Source organism: Hydrogenobacter sp. T-8, from assembly GCF_011006175.1.
GTDB lineage: Bacteria > Aquificota > Aquificia > Aquificales > Aquificaceae > Pampinifervens > Pampinifervens florentissimum.
This window is the reverse complement of record NZ_CP048795.1, coordinates 532,139-545,474: the sequence shown is the minus strand read 5'-3', so window position 1 is coordinate 545,474 and position 13,336 is coordinate 532,139. Positions and strand designations below refer to the sequence as shown.

The 13,336-nt window shown below is 45.3% G+C and carries 18 protein-coding genes and 1 tRNA gene; 9 read left to right on the top strand and 10 right to left on the bottom strand.

Annotated features, from left to right (window positions below; translation table 11 throughout):
- Nucleotides 1-4 precede the first annotated feature (4 nt).
- The 3 genes from trxB to G3M65_RS03155 are packed head-to-tail and all read right to left on the bottom strand — an operon-like array spanning nt 5 to nt 1,558.
- Nucleotides 5-946, bottom strand: coding sequence for a thioredoxin-disulfide reductase (gene trxB, locus G3M65_RS03165; protein ID WP_173834655.1), 942 nt, complete (start codon nt 944-946; stop codon nt 5-7).
- On the bottom strand, nt 946-1,266 hold the full coding sequence (trxA, locus tag G3M65_RS03160) for a thioredoxin (RefSeq protein ID WP_173833162.1): 321 nt from the start codon (nt 1,264-1,266) through the stop codon (nt 946-948). The genes trxB and trxA overlap by 1 nt, the downstream gene beginning before the upstream one ends.
- A gap of 1 nt (nt 1,267) precedes the next feature.
- On the bottom strand, nt 1,268-1,558 hold the full coding sequence (locus G3M65_RS03155; RefSeq protein WP_173833161.1) for an ArsR/SmtB family transcription factor: 291 nt from the start codon (nt 1,556-1,558) through the stop codon (nt 1,268-1,270).
- Nucleotides 1,559-1,595: 37 nt separating this feature from the next.
- On the opposite strand from G3M65_RS03155, the gene G3M65_RS03150 reads away from it, so the two are divergent.
- From G3M65_RS03150 to G3M65_RS03140, 3 genes are read left to right on the top strand one after another with little or no spacing between them, the layout of a single operon-like run.
- Entirely contained in the window at nt 1,596-2,012 is a 417-nt protein-coding gene (locus tag G3M65_RS03150) for a hypothetical protein (protein WP_173833160.1), read from the top strand.
- On the top strand, nt 2,009-2,233 hold the full coding sequence (locus tag G3M65_RS03145; RefSeq protein WP_173833159.1) for a DUF465 domain-containing protein: 225 nt from the start codon (nt 2,009-2,011) through the stop codon (nt 2,231-2,233). Before G3M65_RS03150 ends, G3M65_RS03145 begins: the two co-directional genes overlap by 4 nt.
- Entirely contained in the window at nt 2,230-2,643 is a 414-nt protein-coding gene (locus G3M65_RS03140) for a secondary thiamine-phosphate synthase enzyme YjbQ (RefSeq protein ID WP_173833158.1), read from the top strand. The genes G3M65_RS03145 and G3M65_RS03140 overlap by 4 nt, the downstream gene beginning before the upstream one ends.
- Here the strand turns inward: G3M65_RS03140 and G3M65_RS03135 are convergent.
- Both G3M65_RS03135 and G3M65_RS03130 read right to left on the bottom strand, forming a co-directional pair.
- The gene (locus G3M65_RS03135) at nt 2,624-3,232 is read right to left on the bottom strand and encodes a 7-cyano-7-deazaguanine synthase (protein ID WP_254426302.1); all 609 of its coding nucleotides are present in this window, start codon (nt 3,230-3,232) and stop codon (nt 2,624-2,626) included. The two genes, G3M65_RS03140 and G3M65_RS03135, sit on opposite strands and share 20 nt — an antisense overlap.
- Nucleotides 3,210-3,941 (bottom strand): SDR family NAD(P)-dependent oxidoreductase, encoded by a 732-nt coding sequence (locus G3M65_RS03130; RefSeq protein ID WP_173833157.1) that lies wholly within the window; start codon nt 3,939-3,941, stop codon nt 3,210-3,212. Before G3M65_RS03130 ends, G3M65_RS03135 begins: the two co-directional genes overlap by 23 nt.
- A 16-nt stretch (nt 3,942-3,957) precedes the next feature.
- Between G3M65_RS03130 and bioD the strand changes: the two genes are divergently transcribed.
- Nucleotides 3,958-4,611: a dethiobiotin synthase gene (bioD, locus tag G3M65_RS03125; protein ID WP_173833156.1), complete on the top strand. Its 654-nt coding sequence runs from the start codon at nt 3,958-3,960 to the stop codon at nt 4,609-4,611.
- Here the strand turns inward: bioD and G3M65_RS03120 are convergent.
- The 3 genes from G3M65_RS03120 to G3M65_RS03110 form a co-directional block, all read right to left on the bottom strand.
- Nucleotides 4,585-6,246, bottom strand: a complete 1,662-nt coding sequence (locus G3M65_RS03120; RefSeq protein WP_173833155.1) for a peptidoglycan D,D-transpeptidase FtsI family protein — start codon at nt 6,244-6,246, stop codon at nt 4,585-4,587. The genes bioD and G3M65_RS03120 overlap by 27 nt on opposite strands.
- Nucleotides 6,224-7,354 carry a glutamine-hydrolyzing carbamoyl-phosphate synthase small subunit gene (gene carA / locus G3M65_RS03115; RefSeq protein ID WP_173833154.1) on the bottom strand — a complete coding sequence of 377 codons (1,131 nt, stop codon included), beginning with the start codon at nt 7,352-7,354 and terminating at the stop codon, nt 6,224-6,226. Before carA ends, G3M65_RS03120 begins: the two co-directional genes overlap by 23 nt.
- A gap of 16 nt (nt 7,355-7,370) precedes the next feature.
- Nucleotides 7,371-7,460, bottom strand: a tRNA-Ser gene (locus tag G3M65_RS03110).
- Nucleotides 7,461-7,593: 133 nt separating this feature from the next.
- Here G3M65_RS03110 and G3M65_RS03105 point away from each other — a divergent pair.
- Together G3M65_RS03105 and G3M65_RS03100 are read left to right on the top strand one after the other, a co-directional pair.
- Nucleotides 7,594-7,824 carry a hypothetical protein gene (locus tag G3M65_RS03105; protein WP_173833153.1) on the top strand — a complete coding sequence of 77 codons (231 nt, stop codon included), beginning with the start codon at nt 7,594-7,596 and terminating at the stop codon, nt 7,822-7,824.
- Nucleotides 7,825-7,864: 40 nt separating this feature from the next.
- On the top strand, nt 7,865-8,116 hold the full coding sequence (locus tag G3M65_RS03100; protein ID WP_173833152.1) for a hypothetical protein: 252 nt from the start codon (nt 7,865-7,867) through the stop codon (nt 8,114-8,116).
- On the opposite strand, the gene G3M65_RS03095 is transcribed toward G3M65_RS03100, so the two are convergent.
- A complete protein-coding gene (locus G3M65_RS03095) occupies nt 8,113-10,125 on the bottom strand; it encodes a carbon starvation CstA family protein (protein ID WP_173833151.1) in 2,013 nt (670 codons plus the stop codon). The two genes, G3M65_RS03100 and G3M65_RS03095, sit on opposite strands and share 4 nt — an antisense overlap.
- Entirely contained in the window at nt 10,122-10,826 is a 705-nt protein-coding gene (locus G3M65_RS03090; RefSeq protein ID WP_173833150.1) for a dienelactone hydrolase family protein, read from the bottom strand. The genes G3M65_RS03095 and G3M65_RS03090 overlap by 4 nt, the downstream gene beginning before the upstream one ends.
- Nucleotides 10,827-11,009: 183 nt before the next feature.
- On the opposite strand from G3M65_RS03090, the gene G3M65_RS03085 reads away from it, so the two are divergent.
- From G3M65_RS03085 to coxB, 3 genes are read left to right on the top strand one after another with little or no spacing between them, the layout of a single operon-like run.
- Nucleotides 11,010-11,786 (top strand): cytochrome c oxidase subunit 3, encoded by a 777-nt coding sequence (locus tag G3M65_RS03085; RefSeq protein WP_173833149.1) that lies wholly within the window; start codon nt 11,010-11,012, stop codon nt 11,784-11,786.
- A gap of 3 nt (nt 11,787-11,789) precedes the next feature.
- A complete protein-coding gene (locus tag G3M65_RS03080) occupies nt 11,790-12,560 on the top strand; it encodes an SCO family protein (protein WP_173833148.1) in 771 nt (256 codons plus the stop codon).
- Complete coding sequence (gene coxB, locus G3M65_RS03075) at nt 12,557-13,336, top strand: cytochrome c oxidase subunit II (protein WP_173833147.1); 780 nt, start codon at nt 12,557-12,559, stop codon at nt 13,334-13,336. Before G3M65_RS03080 ends, coxB begins: the two co-directional genes overlap by 4 nt.

Genomic DNA, 13,336 nt, shown 5'->3' with positions numbered 1-13,336 from the left:
ATATTTAAAATTTATCCTCTATGTATCTTTCCGCCTCTATGGCCGCTATGCACCCTTCCCCTACTGCCACCGCAACCTGACCGGTAGCCCCGCTTCTGCAGTCACCTGCTGCAAACACTCCTTCCATTGAAGTCCTCATCCTTTCGTCAGTTATTATGTATCCCTTATCGTCAAGCTCTATGGTTCCTTTAAGAAATTCCGTGTTGGGCTCAAGACCTATGAATATAAAAACACCTTCCACGGGCAACTCAGAGAGGCTGTTATCCTTGGTATCTCGGAGGAGGAGCTTTTCAACGAAATCACCGCCCCTTATCTCCTCCACCACCTTGTTGGGAACAAAGGTTATCTTGGGATTGGAAAAGACCTTCTCCTGGAGATGCTTTTGTGCTCTAAGCTGGTCTCTCCTGTGGACAAGGTAAACCCGGCTGGCAAACCTTGTTAGAAAAAGGCTCTCCTGTGTGGCTGAGTCCCCGCCCCCCACTACTGCTATGGGCACACCTTCAAAAAGAGCACCGTCGCAGGTGGCACAGTAGGATACCCCTCGGTTTAAAAACTCCTCCTCCCCCGGAACGCCAAGTCTTCTTGGGTTGGAACCTACTGTAAGTATGACGGTTTTACTTCTGACAAGCTCTCCAGTCCTCAGATGGAGGAATATCTCTTTGCCAACCTTTTCTATCCTTGTGACCTCTTTTCTGAGTATCTGCAGACCGAACCTTTCCGCTTGCTCCTTAAACCTTTTTGTAAGCTCTTTACCGCTTATCCCCTCTGGAAAGCCTGGATAGTTTTCCACTAGGTCTGTGATGGCTATCTGTCCACCAAGCGTTCCTTTTTCAAAGAGAAGGGTGTTGAGTTTTGCCCTTGCACAGTAAAGCCCTGCGGTCAAACCCGCAGGACCACCACCAACTATGATGCAGTCGTAAAGTATGTCTTCGGACAGCTCCACCATCACAGATGGCTGTTAATCATCTGCCTGAGGGCTTCTTTTGGCTGAACTCCGATGCGTGTGTCCACCACCTCACCATTCTTAAAGAGCATTATGGTGGGTATTGCCCTTATACCATACCTCATGGCTATGTTTGGGTTTTCATCAGTGTTGAGCTTTCCAAACTTGACCCTGTCGCCCATTTCCATAGCCAGCTCTTCCACAATGGGAGCTATTATTCTGCAGGGTCCACACCAAGGAGCCCAGAAGTCCACCACCACAGGCTTGTCAGAGTTTATAACCTCTGCCTGCCAGTTGCTCTCTGTGAGCACTATCACCGCCATCTTACACCTCCTTACTCAGTATTTCGTAGATTTTTACCACCCTTTCGTCCTTGATGTAATAGCACACTATGGACCCATCCCTTTTACATCCCACAATGCCCCTGCTCCTGAGGATGCTTAAGTGCTGGGACACATTGGGCTGTGAGGTATGCAAAAGGTCGCTCAGGTTTTTCACACACTGCTTGCCTTCAATAAGCACCGCCAATATTCTTAGCCTGATGGGATGAGCCAAAGCCTTTAAAAACTCCGCCCACTCTTCTAACTTTTCTTCGCTCAACATCTCCACTTGCATATTCTCACCTCATATGCTTATATTCTATCATAGGAATATGGAAAAGGTATATATTTACAGAACAAGGTCAAGACATCTGCACTATGCCTTTGTAGCTTCCTTGGTTATCCTATACCTCGCTTGCATTCCTCTCTACTTTTACTTTAGGCTTCCTCTTCACAAAAACTTATTAAACTTCTTTACCTTCTTCGTGGTGGCTACTGGAATAGTTTCTGTCCTTCCTGCAATCCTTATAAGAAAGAAGGTGTTTCCTATAGATACTACGAAGGACCCCTACTGGAGCTATACCGCCACGAGGAGATATTTTTGGCTTTATGTCCTGTGTCTTGTTCCCTTTGCCTTCGCTCTATTAACCTTTATAGCCTTTGCCTCTTTTCAGGTCTTGTCCGCTGGCTTTCTGGTCAGCCTTTGTGGTTTAATATTAGTAAGACCTAAAGAGGAGGACATAAAATGAGCAGAGAGGAGGCAATTCAAAAACTTCTTAATGAAAACAAGGAGTTCAGGTATCACTACGAGAGGCATCATGAACTTGATGCACAAGTGGATAAACTGGAAAAGCACCACCCCATGACCCATGAGCTGGAGATGGAAATAGAGAGGCTAAAGAGGGAAAGGCTCTATCACAGGGATATGATGGAGAAGATAATAAGCGATTACCTTAAGGAAAACTCATGAAAAGCCACACTGTATATCTGACATTTAACACAAATAAAAGAAGGGAGCTTATAAGGATAACAGAGCAAGTGAAAAAGGCAGTAGAAGAGTCTGGCATAAAAGAGGGTCTTTGCCTTGTCTCTTCCATGCACCTTACCGCGTCGGTAATAATTCAGGATGATGAAGAAGGGCTTCACGAGGATATATGGAAGTGGTTAGAAAACCTCGCACCCTACAGAGAGGACTATAAACATCACAGAACGGGTGAAGACAACGCTGACGCCCACCTTAAAAACCTTCTGACCCACCTTCAGGTAGTTCTGCCCGTCACCAACGGGAAACTTGACCTTGGACCTTGGCAGGAGATATTCTATGCAGAGTTTGACGGACAAAGAAACAAAAGGGTTGTGGTCAAAGTAATAGGTGTTTAAGTGCCTCTTGCCTTTCTTTGCATTTTTCACATTTCCCACAGTGGAGGACCTTACCCCTAATCCTTCTGGGTCTTATGCAGGAGAGGGTCCTTTCAAGTGGGACACTTTCTGAAAATCTCTTTAACACTTCGTGCTTTTCCATTCCCATGAAGGGCGTCAAAAGCCTTATGTTCATAAGGGACTGCAGGTTATTCATATACTCCGCGTTGTTGTCAGGAAAGGGGTATATGCCCAGACTACCTATGGCTACATGGCTTATGTCTTTTAGCACCGCATAGTTGCCAGCAAGGGCTATAAGGCTCATGTTCCTGAGAGGTATGAAAAGGTGCTTGTCATGTTTCCTTCTGCTTACCCTTTCTGGGTTTATGGCAGGCAAGACCCTAAGAGGCATGAGATTTTTGTGTTTTCTCTTTGTGTAGAGCCACAGGCTTTTTGCATTCTCAAGCTCAAGGGGCTCCCATGGATAGCCCGCCTTTATGTATACAGGATATACAAGCCAGCCTTTTCTAAGATACATATAAAGCAGACAGGTGCTTTCAACGCCTCCGCTGAAAAGAAGGACTATCTTATGAGCATTCACCTGCCACATGCCTCCCGCTGTCAAGCATTATAATCTCTCCTGTCATGCTTTCCACTTCAAGCAGGTATTCTGTAAGTTTAACCACATCCTTTATGGATACAGTCCTTTTGAGAGGTGTTTTGTTCACATACTCCTGCCACCTTTCTTCGGGGAAGTCCGGAGGCTTTATGGTAGGACCGAGAGCTATGGCGTTCACAAGCACATGAGGAGCAAATTCCTTGGCAAGCACCTTTACCGCCGTGTGCAAGGCACCCTTTGCCAAAAAGTAAGCGGAATAGTTTCTGTAGGGTGTGGTGTTTGTAGCCCAGTCGCCGAAGGCAACTATTCTGCCCTTGATATCTCCAGAATTTCTCAGCATCAAGGGATAGGCTTCTCTGCTCATAACCACAAAAGCCTGAGCTATGGGCTTGAAGTGATAGTCTATGTCTTCTTCTTTGAGCTTTGCAAGGGGTGTGGGTTCGTAGGGGCTTGCAAGATGTATGAGGGCATCTACTCCGCCCAGCATTTGTGTAAGTTCTCTTACTGCCCTTTCCGCTTCGTGCCAAAAGCACAGGTCTGCTTTGACACCATAAACCCTTTCACCAAATTTTTCCATTAGCTCCTTGTAAACATGTTCAGAGCTTTTGTAGACAAGACCTACGCTCCAGCCATTTTGGAGAAGACCTTTTACTATTTCATAACCTATTCTTCTTATTCCTGTTACTATGGCTTTTCTCATGGCTATAATTATATGTGTGAGAAGCCTTCTCATAACTGCTACAGATACGGGCGTTGGCAAGACCTTTATAAGCTATAATCTAGTCTACACCCTCAGGGAAAGGGGCATAAGGGTGGGTTATCTAAAGCCCATTGAGACGGATGTTAGGGATGTGCCTGCGGACGGTAGCCTTTTGGCTTCTATCACAGGGCAGTCCCTTGAGGAAGTTGTGCCTGTGAGGTTTAGACTACCTCTTTCCCCCTATGCGGGCATAATGGAGGAGGGTGGGGATTTCTCCCTTGAGGCTCTGAAAGAGCATTTTGAGGGGCTTTTGAAAAAATACGAGTTTTTGTTGGTAGAGGGAGCGGGCGGTGTAGCGGTGCCCATAAAAAAGGACTACAACTACGCAAGGCTCGCTCAGGATTGGGGGCTTAAAACCCTGCTGGTGGCAAGAGCAGGGCTTGGAACCATAAACCATAGCTTTCTAAGTTGGTATTACATGAAGTCTATGGGTGTAGAGCCTATAGCTATAGTGATGAATGGCTTTGAAGGAGATGATATCTCCGAAAGGACAAACCCCCAGATAGTGGAAGAGTTAACAGGTTTGAGAGTGATAAAGGTTCCAAAAATACAAGGAATTTTACTGCCTGCGGAATACAGGTCCTTACTTGCTAAGCTTGTCGGGTTCTAAGCGGTAATAAAAGGCTACTCTTTCCACAAGCTCTTTGAAATAGGGTGCGGCCACCGTTCCTCCGTAGGGGTCAGGACCTCTTGGTCTGTCCACCATTATACCCGCTATGAACTTTGGGTTGCTGGCGGGGAAGTATCCCACAAAGTAAGTGACCAGCTCTTCCCTTGAGTATCTTCCAGTTCTGAAGTCAAACTTCTGAGAGGTGCCAGTTTTGCCCGCGATAGTAAAGTAATCCGATTTAGCCCTTTGAGCTGTTCCTTCTTCAACTACCTTTGTAAGGTTTTTCTGTAGCCATTGAGAAACCTGTGGTGAGAATATATTTTCCCTCAAAACCTCAGGCTTGTCATCGAGCAGTATTCTGGGCTTTACTATTCTGTTTGTAGCTAAGGCATTAAAGCTCACACACAGATTCAAAAGATTCGAAGCTATGCCCTGTCCTATGCTGGCATAGAGAATGTTGGCTGGATAATTAAAGTTGGGAAGTTTAGGTTTTACCTCCCCTGGAAGGAGATTGAACCTGTCTGTCATGTGTATTTTTTGCATAAGCTCCTCCACATCCTTCTTTGATAGGAAACGGGCAACCTTTATGGTTCCCACGTTAGAAGACTTTATCAGCACCTGTTCAAGGGTAAGCCTTCCTGAAGGTTTCACATCCTTTACAAACCTGCCAAAAACTTCTGTTCTTCCGCCTTCTGTGTCTATCCACATACCCGGTCTTACATAACCCTTCTGAAGTGCTTGTCCAATAAAAAAGGGCTTCATCACAGAACCAGGCTCAAAGAGGTCTGTTACCACAAAGTTCCTCCTATGGGAGGCTGGAAACTTTTGATACTGGTTGGGGTCAAAGGTTGGGTAGTTTGCCATACCTAATATATCACCAGTCTCTGCGTCCATGAGCATTATGCCCACCCTGTCTGGGTTCCACTGTTTTACTATCTTGTCCCTTATATCCTCAAGTATGGTTTGCACTCCAAGGTCTATGGTGAGCTGAACATCCTTTGAGCTTATATCCTCAGACAGCGGGTTTACTGCCAACCTGCCCAAGTAAAAGACTCCCTTAATCTCCTTACCACTCAGGTCCTTGTTGAGGAGGTATTCAAGACCCTCAAGCCCCTCTCCATCCTTTCCCACAAAACCGAGAAGGTTGCTGGCAAGATTGCCGTGGGGATAGAGCCTTTTATACTCTTCCTGCAGTCCCACCGCTCTGTCATTGTTTGTATCCCTAATGACTCCCCTCAGATAGGGCATATAAACCTTGTCTATATGCCTCACGAGCCATACAAACTTCTTGTCTGAATTGAGCCTCTCTATGAGTTCTTTCTCCTTCACTTCAGGCAATGCGGAGATACGTTGAACAAGCTCCTCCTTGTTTTGCACAAGGTGGGGGAAAGAGTATACAGAAAGGGTAGGTATGCTAATGGCAAGCTCATTTCCCCTTCTGTCCTTTATTGAACCTCTGGGTGTAGAAAGTTTAACCACCGATGCCTTTGGAAACTTTTCCACCACCTTGTCCACATAGCCTTCTTTTCCTATCAGTTGTATGTAGGCGATCCTTACAGTTACTATGGAAAACCCTAAGAATATAAGAAAAGATATGAGAAATATTTTCGCGCTACTGCTTCTGAGGTTCTGCATGACTCATGGCAAGACCTATAAACTCCTTGAATATGCCCTTAGAGTCGTGAGGTCCTGGCGATGCCTCGGGATGATACTGGACACAGAAGATGGGTAGGTGTTTGTGCCTAAAGCCCTCAAGGGTTTCGTCAAGAAGGTTTATATGAGTTATTTCCACCTCCCTTAGAGTATCTGGGTCTACCGCAAAGTTGTGGTTTTGTGCGGTTATCTCTATATGCCCGTCTCTTAGGTCCTTTACCGGATGGTTTCCACCGTGATGTCCAAACTTGAGCTTGTAGGTTTTTCCTCCTAAGGCAAGACCTATTATTTGATGCCCAAGACATATGCCCAGTATAGGAAGTTTTTCCATGTATTTTCTCACGAGCCTTATACCTTCTACCACTCTCTGAGGGTCTCCAGGTCCGTTGGACAGAAAAAGGGCATCCGGCTTTATCTCTTCCATTATTTTCTCCACATGGTAGGGTGGAACCACCACAACCCTTGCACCTTCCTGGGTAAGCCTGCGAAGTATGTTCCTCTTTACGCCGTAGTCCACCACCATAATAAGAGGTTTGACGCTTTCTCTGTATATGTAGCCCCTCTTTAGGTCCCAATCTCCCTCTTTCCAGTAGTAAACCTCCCTTGTTGCCACCTCTTCAACAAGGTTTAGCTCCGATATGTCGGGTAAGCTCCTTGCCTTTTCCACCAGTCTTGCAGGTTCGCTTTCCAAAGTGGATATAACCCCTCTGAGAGCTCCCCTTTCCCTTATCCTTTTGACGAGGGCCCTTGTGTCAATGCCCCATATTCCCACCACCCCGCTCTCCGCAAGGTATTCATGTAAACCCTTTACCGCCCTCCAGTTGCTATATAGGGGTGATAGCTCCCTTATGACTAAACCGTTTGCCTGAATTCCCGAGGATTCTACATCTTCATAGTTTACGCCGTAGTTTCCCATCTGCGTGTAGGTCATAACTACAATTTGCCCCTTATAGGAGGGGTCTGTAAGGATCTCCTGATATCCTGTCATGGAGGTGTTAAAAACTACCTCTCCTGCGGCTTCTCCCTCTGCACCAAAGGAGTATCCTACAAAGTAGCTTCCATCTTCAAGGGCGAGTATGGCTCTTTTCATAAGTTCTATATTAACACGGAGAGGGCGGGATTCGAACCCGCGGTAGGGCTGTTAACCCTACAACTCCTTAGCAGGGAGCCGCCTTCGGCCTCTCGGCCACCTCTCCTGCGAGGAGAATAGTATAACCATAAAATATGGCTCTTGCAAGCCAAAAGTGTTATATTCAACTTTTCGAAATAGCAAATCATCGCTTCTGGATTCTTGACCTAAGGACACACAGAAGTTTATATTAAACCCTTATGGAATGGCAGACCGCATTGACTATAATCGTGAGCGTAATAACCGCACACGCAGTGGTTCTCGGACTGGTAGCTGGGCTTCTTAACAAAAGAATAGAGGATACTAACAAGAGGATGGATGACTTAAAGGTGGATATCAACAAGCGTCTTGATAGGATAGAGGAGGAGATAAGGGAAATAAGACAGCTTTTATACAAGTTCCTTGAAGTTCCTCAAAAAAGCAAAGATTAGAATTTGACTTAAGAGGAGCTAAGGGTATATATTAACCTTTATGGAATGGCAAACTGCTTTGACTATAATCCTAAGCGTAATAACTGCACACGCAGTAGTGCTTGGCTTAGTTGCCGGGCTTATTAATAAAAGAATAGATGATACCAACAAGAGAATAGACGAGACCAGTAAAAGAATAGATGAACTAAAAGCGGACGTTAGCAGACGCTTTGACAAGATAGAAGAAGAGATAAGAGAAATAAGACAACTTTTATACAAGTTTCTTGAAGTTCCTCAAAAAAGTGGAGATTAACTTGGCTTCTTTACAACAACAAAGACCCTATACAAGGCTATGGCTATGACACATAGCACGAGGGAGACATACAAAATTGCCATAAAGGCGTTTACATAGTTGTTAAAGATAACTCTATAAGCTATATCTATACTTGGAATAGTCGCAGGTAGTTTACCCAAACTTATAGCTTTCTTTAAAAACTCTGCCTGAGCCAGAAAGCCTATTGCCTTATCTGGGTGAAAAACTCTTATAAGACCAGCACTTATAGTGTTTACCGTAAGGAAAATTGCAGGAAGACCAGTTATCCATGCGTATTTTAGTTTTCCGCTGTTTACCATATAAATGGTTGCGACAACTAGGGCGGTGGTTGCCAAAAGCTGGTTGGATATGCCAAAGAGGGGCCAGAGGGTTTTTATGCCTCCATAAGGGTCAATAACTCCCACATAGAGAAAGTATCCCCAGCCTGCTACCGTTATACCACTGGTAAGCACATTTACCCAGAGGTTTCTGTAGTCCCTAAAGGTAGAAGATATTCCAGAAAGCAGGTCTTGAAGAATATACCTGCCCACTCTTGTTCCTGTGTCTATGGTAGTGAGGATGAAAACCGCTTCAAAGAGTATGGCAAAGTGATACCAGAAGGCAAGCAGGGCTTCGCCTGTTATCTTTGTGAATATAAGAGCCATGCCTATAGCAAGGGCTGGTGCTCCACCAGTTCTTGAAAGAATGGTGGGCTCTTCAATTTTTCTCGCTATCTCTTCAAGGTATTCGGGTGTTATATAAAAGCCCCAGCTGGATATCTTCTGCGCTGCTTCTTGAACCGTTTTGCCTATCTCTGAGGCTGGGCTGTTTATGGCAAAGTAGAGACCTGGCTCCATAGAAACAGCAGCGATGAGTGCCATGATAGCCACAAAGGACTCGCCCAGCATGCCCCCATAGCCTACAAGTCTTACATGGCTTTCTTTGTCAAGCATCTTAGGTGATGTTCCAGAAGATATAAGTGCATGAAAGCCAGATACCGCACCGCATGCAATGGTTATAAAGAGAAAGGGAAAGAGGTCTCCTTTCCAAACGGGACCGTAGCCGGTAAAGGCATACTGCGTAAAGGCAGGCATCTTTATCTGTGGGTTTGCTATCGCCACTGCAATGGCAATAAGGATAATAGTTCCCAGCTTTAAAAAGGTGCTAAGGTAATCTCTTGGTGCAAGCAAGAGCCAAACAGGTAAAACGGAGGCAAAAAAGCCATAGACCATCAAGGCTATAGCAAGCTGGGCTTCAGAGAGTGTAAAGAGCTTGGCAAGGGTTTCGTGTTGTGCTACAAGCCTGCCTACATAGAGACTTATCAAGAGTGCCACCACGCCAAAGATAAAGGACTGTAGCACCGCACCAGGTCTTATATGCCACATATAAATGCCCATAAGCATGGCAATGGGTATGGTCATGAAAACGGAAAAGGTTGCCCATGGGCTTTCTGCCAATGCCTTTATAACCACAAGACCAAGAACCGCAAGAAGTATGATAAGGATGCTGTATATGACCAAGAGGGTTATAAGCCCACCCACCTTTCCCAGCTCTTCCTTTGCAATTTGACCCAAGCTCTTCCCACCCTTACGCATGGAAATGGTTAGCACCACCATATCTTGAACTGTGCCAGCCAGAACCGCACCAAGAAGTATCCAAAGAGTCCCTGGCATGTATCCCATCTGTGCTGCCAGCACAGGACCCACAAGAGGACCTGCACCCGATATGGAGGCAAAATGATGACCAAAGAGCACCCACTTGTTGGTAGGCACATAATCAAGACCGTTGTAGAACCTATGGGCGGGCGTGGGGTTGTTGTCATCTATTTGAAAGGCCTTGTAAGCTATGAAGTAAGAGTAATATCTGTAGCCTATAATGTAAGCGCAGAACGTTGCTATCAGAAGCCACACTGCACCCACAGGCTCACCCCTTGAGAGGGCAAGCACCCCAAAAGCAAAAGCACCCAATACAGAAAACCCAAGTAAAATTAGCCTATCCTTCCATGTCATTTAAGGTGCTTATTGAAAAAGGCTATAGTCTTCTCCCACACATCATTAGCGTATTCTTCGTGGTAAACTTCAGGTCTTGTGTTGTTGAAGAAGGCATGGTCTACACCAGAATAGATTAAAAACTGCGCATCTATTCCGTGTTTATTACACTCTTCTATAGCCTTTACCACCTCTGAGAGAGGTATAAAGGCATCTTTGCCAGCGTGTATGGCAAGGACTGGAGCTTTTATCTTTGAAAAGTCTATGGGAACTATGGAATAAAGACCGTAGTATGGCACAAGGGCCTTAAAGTCTTCTGCAAACTTTGCCCCAAAATACCATGTGCACGTACCTCCACAGCAAAAGCCAGTTCCGCCAAGCATAAACTCACCCACCCTCGCCACATAACCCATGTCTTGTTCCCTAAAGTATTCAATGGAAGCCCTTACCATATTCTCCGCCTCAGAGAGCCTGTTTTGGAAAAGGTCTTGCATGAGCTTGCCTGCATTTTCTGGGTCGCTGGCAGTTTTACCCTTATACAGGTCAATACCAAAGGCATAAAAGCCTTCCTTTGCATACCTGTCGCACACATCTTTAATGTGGTCCACAAGCCCCCACCACTCGTGAAACACAAAAACCATAGGACCCTTTCCAAACTCTGGCTCGGAAAGATAGCCTGAGACCTCCACTCCGTTTTTCTTAAAAGATATCATTCTTCCCATGATACACCTCCTTTGGATTTTTTTTGAAAATTTTAGAGCATATTCTTTGTGAATGCAAGTTTCTAATAACAGATTTTTACATCTTAAAATCTTACTATCTTGAAATATTATTAATTGATAACACTTGACAAAAGAGTAAAAATGATTTATATCATTAGTAAAACTCACAAAGGAGGTGAAAAAATGGCGCACGAGGGAACCCATGCGGCGCACCACGAAACCAGCGTATGGGCACTGCCCGTAGGTTTATCAACCTTTTTTCTGTCCCTTGCTGCCATAGCCTATTTCACCTGGAAGCTTGCCCTTCTGGCGGTTTTGTCAGGTGGTATAGGTTTAGCCCTGTTGGCGATCGGTATCGCAGGCTGGGCTAATGAATACTTCTCGAAGGGTCATGACGAAGGGCTTGGCTTTCAAGGTATTGTGTGGTTTGTCTTTGCGGAAGTGGTTATATTCGGAACAATCTTTGCAGGCTTTTGGATGGCGAGGGCAACCCATGCGGATGTATGGGTTAGGGAATGGATACCAGAGGGGGGTATGAACCTAGCACTTGTAGCACTTCTCACTCTTATCCTCTGGACCTCCAGCTACACCATATGGAAGGCAGAGCATAGTATAGAGCATGGAGACCTTGGAGGCTACAGAATGTGGCTTTTGGCAACTATGGTTCTGGGTGCTGCCTTCTTGGTAATACACGCTTGGGAATGGCTACATCTTTGGCACAAGGGCTTTACCATAAGTGCAAACATGTATGGAACAGGCTTTTACATGCTCACAGGAGTTCACGCTTCTCACGTGCTTGTGGGTCTTTTTATGCAGCTGATACTTCTAATAAATAGTGGAAAGGCTCTTAACAAGAAGACGCCTGCAAGAGCGGCGAGCTATTACTGGCACTTTGTAGACCTTGCTTGGTTACTCGTGGCAGGCACTGCTTACATTGTAGGTTCTTATGGTAAGTTCTAAGCCATGAGGGTTATAGTCCTTCTTTTCCTGTTTTGGGTCTTTACCTTTGGCACACCCCAACCTAAGAATACTCCAAGTATGTTTGATGCAACTATAATGCAGATAGAAGAAGAGAAGTATCTCGGAAACAAGGTTGCGGATGTGGAGTTTACAAGGGAAGATGGAAAAAGACAAAAGCTCTATGACCTCATAAAGGGTAAGCCCACAGCTCTGATACTTGCCTACTTTACCTGCGATTCCGCCTGCCCTCTCATAGTCAAGTCCGCCCTTGAAGCTACCAAGGGACTTGGAAAAGATGCGAACCTTCTGGTGCTTTCCTTTGATAAGGAAGACACTCTTGAAGATATAAAGAGGTTCAAGGCTCAGCTTGGTGTAGAAAATCCAAAATGGACCTTTGGTATAATGAAGGAGGACCAAATTCAAAAACTCACCCAATCCTTGGGTTATAGGTTTTTCTATTCTCGTCAGGATAGGGTCTTTGTTCATCCTAATGTGGTGATATTCATAGCTCCAGATGGGAAGATAGTTAGGTATCTTTATGGCATATCTCCAAAAGAAAGGGACTTTCGTATTGCCCTTGCAGAGGCTGAAACCTTTAGGATAACGAAAAACACCATAGTGGATGTTGCCTATATGGTGTGCTACAGGTATGACCCAAACACGGGAAAGTATGGACTTAACCCAGCCATAATCTTTGCCTTTGGTGGGGCTATGCTTGCAAGCCTCACCTTGCTCCATGCCATAGTAAGAAAGAAAAAGGAGGTTAAAACATGAAAAACCTCTTGAGCCTGCTTTTGTTGGTAGGAACAGCCATGGCAAAAGAGGACATACTTGCCTACCCAAGAGCCTACTGGGAAAACTCTGTAACTGTATGGTTCTGGGTGGCGGTAGCCATATACATCATAGTCGCTGTGCCTTCTATCTACTTCATGGTCAAATACCGCTACAGACCAAAAGAAAACGAAGAAGGTGCTCACATTGAGGGAAACACCGCAATAGAGATAGTCTGGACCGTCATACCTACCATAATAGTCCTCTTTCTAGGAACCTACTCTTTTGCTAACTTTGTAAAGCAGAGAAATGCTCCCGAGGGTGCATTAGAGATAAAGGTTACCGCCTTCATGTGGGGTTGGGAGTTTGAGTATCCAAACGGTAAGAAGGTCTACACCTTTTTCAATCAAGTAGCCGACCCCGAGAAGAACATATACCTGATGCCAGAAAAGATTGACGATTCCGCAAAAGCATACATACCTGCAGGCAAGCCTATTAAGGTATATTGCACCTCAAGGGATGTAATACACTCCTTTTTTGTCCACGAGGCAAGGGTCACAGAGGACTGTGTTCCTGGAAGGATTACAAAGCTTTGGTTCCAGTTCAACAAGCCCGGTGAATACTGGGTTTTCTGCAGAGAATACTGCGGAACATGGCACTCAAGGATGGCAAGCGTCCTAAAGGTTGTATCTGAGGATGAATTCAACAAGTGGCTGGGAGGGCAAGAAGCCCAGCAAACAGCTCCTGCAAATGAGCCGGCTCAGCCGGTTCAACAATAA

Bases quoted from the DNA above. Each gene is read 5' to 3' on its own strand.
- trxB (WP_173834655.1), bottom strand. From the start codon at position 946: ATGGTGGAGCTGTCCGAAGACATACTTTACGACTGCATCATAGTTGGT.
- trxA (WP_173833162.1), bottom strand. From the start codon at position 1,266: ATGGCGGTGATAGTGCTCACAGAGAGCAACTGGCAGGCAGAGGTTATA.
- G3M65_RS03155 (WP_173833161.1), bottom strand. From the start codon at position 1,558: ATGCAAGTGGAGATGTTGAGCGAAGAAAAGTTAGAAGAGTGGGCGGAG.
- G3M65_RS03150 (WP_173833160.1), top strand. From the start codon at position 1,596: ATGGAAAAGGTATATATTTACAGAACAAGGTCAAGACATCTGCACTAT.
- G3M65_RS03145 (WP_173833159.1), top strand. From the start codon at position 2,009: ATGAGCAGAGAGGAGGCAATTCAAAAACTTCTTAATGAAAACAAGGAG.
- G3M65_RS03140 (WP_173833158.1), top strand. From the start codon at position 2,230: ATGAAAAGCCACACTGTATATCTGACATTTAACACAAATAAAAGAAGG.
- G3M65_RS03135 (WP_254426302.1), bottom strand. From the start codon at position 3,232: ATGTGGCAGGTGAATGCTCATAAGATAGTCCTTCTTTTCAGCGGAGGC.
- G3M65_RS03130 (WP_173833157.1), bottom strand. From the start codon at position 3,941: ATGAGAAAAGCCATAGTAACAGGAATAAGAAGAATAGGTTATGAAATA.
- G3M65_RS03120 (WP_173833155.1), bottom strand. From the start codon at position 6,246: ATGCAGAACCTCAGAAGCAGTAGCGCGAAAATATTTCTCATATCTTTT.
- carA (WP_173833154.1), bottom strand. From the start codon at position 7,354: ATGAAAAGAGCCATACTCGCCCTTGAAGATGGAAGCTACTTTGTAGGA.
- G3M65_RS03105 (WP_173833153.1), top strand. From the start codon at position 7,594: ATGGAATGGCAGACCGCATTGACTATAATCGTGAGCGTAATAACCGCA.
- G3M65_RS03100 (WP_173833152.1), top strand. From the start codon at position 7,865: ATGGAATGGCAAACTGCTTTGACTATAATCCTAAGCGTAATAACTGCA.
- G3M65_RS03095 (WP_173833151.1), bottom strand. From the start codon at position 10,125: ATGACATGGAAGGATAGGCTAATTTTACTTGGGTTTTCTGTATTGGGT.
- G3M65_RS03090 (WP_173833150.1), bottom strand. From the start codon at position 10,826: ATGGGAAGAATGATATCTTTTAAGAAAAACGGAGTGGAGGTCTCAGGC.
- G3M65_RS03085 (WP_173833149.1), top strand. From the start codon at position 11,010: ATGGCGCACGAGGGAACCCATGCGGCGCACCACGAAACCAGCGTATGG.
- G3M65_RS03080 (WP_173833148.1), top strand. From the start codon at position 11,790: ATGAGGGTTATAGTCCTTCTTTTCCTGTTTTGGGTCTTTACCTTTGGC.
- coxB (WP_173833147.1), top strand. From the start codon at position 12,557: ATGAAAAACCTCTTGAGCCTGCTTTTGTTGGTAGGAACAGCCATGGCA.